Source organism: uncultured Aureimonas sp. (assembly GCF_913775355.1).
Lineage (GTDB): Bacteria > Pseudomonadota > Alphaproteobacteria > Rhizobiales > Rhizobiaceae > Aureimonas.
Genome location: NZ_CAJYIU010000057.1, coordinates 1 through 4,875, shown reverse-complemented (window position 1 = coordinate 4,875; position 4,875 = coordinate 1). Strand labels below are relative to the sequence as shown.

The 4,875-nt window shown below is 67.3% G+C and carries 2 protein-coding genes; one reads left to right on the top strand and one right to left on the bottom strand.

Annotated elements, in window-relative coordinates:
- Positions 1-282: cupin domain-containing protein (locus tag QZ753_RS04505; protein ID WP_294641499.1), on the top strand; the 282-nt coding region annotated here is incomplete at its 5' end.
- A 64-nt stretch (positions 283-346) separates the two neighbouring features.
- Here the strand turns inward: QZ753_RS04505 and QZ753_RS04500 are convergent.
- Complete coding sequence (locus QZ753_RS04500) at positions 347-1,384, bottom strand: heme-binding protein (protein WP_294641498.1); 1,038 nt, start codon at positions 1,382-1,384, stop codon at positions 347-349.
- Positions 1,385-4,875: the final 3,491 nt, after the last annotated feature.

Sequence of the window (4,875 nt, the reverse complement as noted above, 5' to 3'; positions counted from 1 at the left end):
GAGAAGATCATCGCGGGCGATCCCGTCCATCGAACCTGGAACGTCGAGGAACAGGACGGCGAGCTTTATGCCGGGATCTGGGAATCGACGCCGGGCGAGTGGCGCGTGTCCTACGACGAGTGGGAGTTCTGCCAGATCCTCGAAGGGCACTCGATGCTGATCGAGGAGGGCGGCAACGTCCGCGACCTTCGGCCGGGCGACGCGGTGGTGATCCGCCCCGGCTTCCGTGGAACTTGGCGCGTGCTGGAGACGACGCGCAAGACCTACGTGATCCGTCTTTGATACGTCCAGACGAAAAGGGCGCCCGCCGAAACGGACGCCCCATTCCTAGGCAGCGTTGAGAAACTCAGCGCTCGACCTCGATCAGGATCTCGTTGCGCTTGAGGAAGCCCGGCGTCCACGGCGCGTCATAGAAGGCGTAGATCGGGTCACCCTTCTGCTTCAGGTTCTCGTCCGAAATGTAGTTGTAGAGCGTCATCAGCTTCTTCGACGCGGTCGTGGCGGTGAAGTTGCCGCTGAAGCGGATCGCGACGACGCGCTTGGCCGGCACCTCGTGGATCGCCACGTCGTTGTTGTTCGGCGTCGGCAGGCTCGCCTTGGTGTACTTCTTGGGCATGATGAAGCGGATGGCCCAGCCCTTCGTGCGGCCCTCACCCTCGGACAGCTGCTGCAGCACGGGGACGGTCATCGCGATCTTCTTGCCCGAACGGTTGTTCGAGGCGATGTAGTCGTAGAGGCTCTCGAAGCCGCGCCGCCGGGCCTTTTCGTGGTAGCCGGTCTTGATCGTCTCTGCGACGACGAGCGCGTCGTAATCGCGGATCTCGATGTCGCCGTCCTTGCGCACGGTGTCGAAGTCGGGCTCCTCGGCGTGATCGGCGATCTTCTTGGTGACGTAGATCGCGCCGGCCACGGCCAGGATCGCGCCACCGGCGATCAGCGCGGTCGAGACGTTCGGGTTCTCGCGCAGATAGTCCTTGCTGCGCTGGTAGCCGCGGCCGGTGCGGAAGCTCGCCTGATGACCCCAGGACGGCGTCAGTGCCGACTTCGACGGCAGGTAGCGGCTGAGACCTGAGGCATGGTCGGCGAGATCGTGTGCCCCGTCCGTCAGCGAGCGGCGGGCGCTGTGGAGACCCGAGCGCGCGTCATCGGTGGAGGGCAGCGACCAGCCGGACAGGAAGCTCGGCAAGTAACGGCTGTAGGACGGCTCGGCGGAAGCGTAGAGACGGTTGACCTCGCGTTCGACTGCGCGGCGCAGCTTTTCGGCCTTGGACGGGCGGGGGTTGAGCCTCTCGACGATCCGCGCCTCGACGTCCGAAAGCCGCTCGCCGATGTCGCCGATCGCGTCGCTGATCCGATCGTAGGCCGAAGGCTTATCGCGGAACATCTCGTTCTCCTTACTTCCACAAACAAGGTGCCGCAGCAGACACGACCCAATGGGCGGGTGCGGCGCCGTTGTAACGTGGCGGGAGAAGCTTGGTTGCGACGCGACGCAAAATCACGGCGACCTTGCGTCGCTTAAATTTCCGTAACATTCGTCGCAACCTTCGGCCGACGTAACCAATTAATGAGCATCGGGTTTTTCATGGACCTGATACTCCAGCCAAACTGGGCGGCCTCTGTGCCGCCCCTTTTTTTGGCCTATGCCGCCGGAGCGTCGATCGCTTCGAGCAGCGATCGGGCGGCGACGAACCGCTCGGCGACGGTCTCGCCGCCTTTCGGCGACACGAGCTTGGTGTCGTTCCATTTCCAGCCGGCCGGAAGCCTGATCTTCTCGTGGCGCGCCGCGTCGCCCTTCGTTCGAAAGGCGGCCGCGGTGCCCTTGGGACCTGAGGCCAGTTTCTGCACGCCGAGTTCGCGGCAGCGCAGGCGAAGCTCGGCTGCCTTCAGGAGAATCTTGGTTTCGGCCGGGATCGGTCCGAACCGGTCGCCGATCTCCTCCACGAGAAGTTCGAGCGAGGACCGCTCGCGCAGGCGGTCGATGCGGCTGTAGAGATTGATACGCGCGGCCGGGTCGGGCACGTAGTCCGCCGGGATGGAGCCGCTGGCGCCGAGCACGATGTCGGGCGTCCAGTCGTCCGCCACGGGCTTGCCTTCCGCAACGGTGAGCGCACGCTCGATCAGGTGTCGGTAGAGGCTGAGACCGACGAGCTGCAAATGGCCCGCCTGTTCCTCGCCGAGAAGCTCGCCCGCGCCTCGCAGATCGAGATCGCGGGTAGAGATGGTGAAGCCCGCGCCGAGGCCCGAAAGCCGCTCCAGCGTCTGAAGTCGCGAGCGGGCGGTTTCGCCGAGTTCGACCGCCGGGTCGGTGAGGAGGAAGGCGGTGCCGCGCCGCGAGCCGCGACCGACGCGCCCGCGGAGCTGGTGGAGCTGCGCCAGCCCGAACCGGTCTGGCCGCCAGACGATCATCGTATTGGCCGCCGGCACGTCGAGCCCGCTTTCGATGATGTTGGTGGCGAGAAGAACGTCGCCGTCGCCTTCGCCGAAGCGCAGCATCACCTCGTCGATCGTCTCCACCGGCAGCTTGCCGTGCACCACCGCCACGTCGAGCTCCGGCACCAGCGCCTTCAGGCGCTCGGCCATCGGCGCGATATCCTCGACACGCGGGCACACCACGAAGCTTTGCCCCTGCCGACGCTTCTCGCGCTGGAGCGCTTCGCGGACGAGGTCGTCCTCGAACGCCGTGAGGATCGTTCGGATCGGGCGCCGCAGGATTGGCGGCGTCGCGATCACACTGATATCGTTGAGGCCGACGAAACTGGCCTGCAGGGTGCGCGGGATGGGGGTGGCCGTCATCGTCAGCACGTGGCCGCCCGGCGCGAGGGCGCGCAGGCGCGACTTATGCCGGGCACCGAACCGCTGCTCCTCGTCGATCACGACGAGAGCGAGGTCCTTGAAGGCGACGTCCTCGGCGCAAAGGGCATGCGTCCCGACCACCAGCCGGATTTCGCCGTTCTTCAGGCCGGCCTTCACCCGCTTCGCCTCGTCCGGCGCGGTGAGCCGTGAGAGGTGTGCGACGTCGATGCCGAGAGAGCGGAAGCGCCGCAGGGCCGCCCGAGTGTGCTGCTGGGCGAGAACGGTCGTCGGGGCGATGATCGCCGCCTGCCGTCCGGCCGAGACGGCGATGGCCGCGGCACGGAACCCGACCTCGGTCTTGCCGAAGCCGACATCGCCGCAAACCAGCCGGTCCATCGGGCGACCCGACGCCAGATCCGCCAGAACCGCGTCCACCGCCGCCGACTGGTCCGGCGACAGTGCGTGAGGGAAACCGGCGCAGAAGCGCTCGAACGCTCGCCGCCCGGCCTTCAGCGCGCGCGCCTTCGACTTGCGGCGTGCGCTCATCAGGTCGACCATCCCGCGCGCCGTATCCTGGACACGCTGGAGAAGGTCGTTGCGACGATTGATCCAGCCTTCGCCCTTCAGGCGATCGAGCTTGAGGTCGCCGGGATCGGCGCCGTAGCGCCAGAGCGCCCCGATCTCCTCCATCGGCACCAGCAGCGACGCGTCGTCTGCGTAGGACAGGCGAAGCGCGTCCATGGTCCGGCCGTCGCGCTCGATCGTCTCCAGTCCGCGAAGAATGCCGACGCCATGGTCGATGTGGACGACGGCGTCGCCGATCTCGTAGTCGTCGAGATGGGCGAGGAGGGCGGCCTGCCCCTGGCCGGGGGCGGTGGTGGCGGTCGGGCCGCCGAGGTCCTGCGGCGTGACGACGACGACACCGCGGTCACGCAGAACGAAGCCTTCGCTGAGCGGCAGGAGCATCGACCAGTTGCTGCCCGGCGGCGAGGCTTCGACGGTGGACCAACTGGTCGCGCGTTCCCATTCCCCGCCAAGGTTCCGTCGCGCGCGCCGATGCCAATCGTTCAGGAGCGCACGCGTGCCGGCAGCAACGACGACGCGCAGCGGCGACGTGCCTTGGCCGACGAAATCGCGAAGGGCCGCCCAAGGCGCGTTCTCGTCGGCCAGGTTCGGCAGGCTGGCGACCCGCTCCGCATCGTCTGCGGCCGGGTCGTCGACGACGGCGGAAAGGCTCGCCGCGATCTGCTCTCGCCATTGCGCAGACGTCAGAAGGATTTTGGAAGGGGCGGGCAGATCGGCCCGCACCTTCGCGCTCGATGATTCGCGGGCTTCCTCGTGGGCTGCCTCGGCCGCTTCGATGAACGCTTCGGCCCGCCGGTCCGCGCCTTCTTCGAGAAGGAGATCGGCGGTTCCGAGGTAATCGAAGACGGTTTCGAGCTTCCGGCGCCCCTTGGCCAGCCGTGCATCGGACACCGGTTCCGGCGCGGTCTCGTCGCCGACGATCTCGCTCGCCGGGTCGACGATCAGGCACTCGATCTCGTCGATCGTTCGCTGGGTCACGGGGTCGTAGGAGCGGATCGAGACGATCCGGCCCTTCTCGTGCTCGATCCGGCAGGGCAGGTCGCCGCCGGCGGGATAGAAGTCGACGACGCGTCCCCGGATCGCGGCCTCGCCCGGCTCGTCCACGCGGTCGTCGAACAGGTAGCCGAGGCTCTGAAGGAAAGGGCGCATCGCCTCGACGTCGAAGTCTTCGCCGGCGCGGAACTCGCGATGAAGCGTCTTCCAGATGCTGCGCGGCGGGACACGCCGCACCAGAGCCTCGGCCGTGGTCACGACGACCTCGGGAAGGTTCTTCCGGTTGGTGAGCCAACGCAGTACGCCCATCCGCTGGCCCATCACGGCGCGCGAGGGCGAGAGGCCGTCGTAGGGCAGGCAGTCCCAGGGCGGGAAATAGGCGACCTTCGCGGCAGGCTCGAGCGCCCGCAGGATCGCCGCGATGTCGCTGCCGCGGCGCGCGGTCTGCGCGACGAACACAGATCGGAAGAGCGTCGTGTAGGGAAAGAGTGTGGCAGCTAGTGT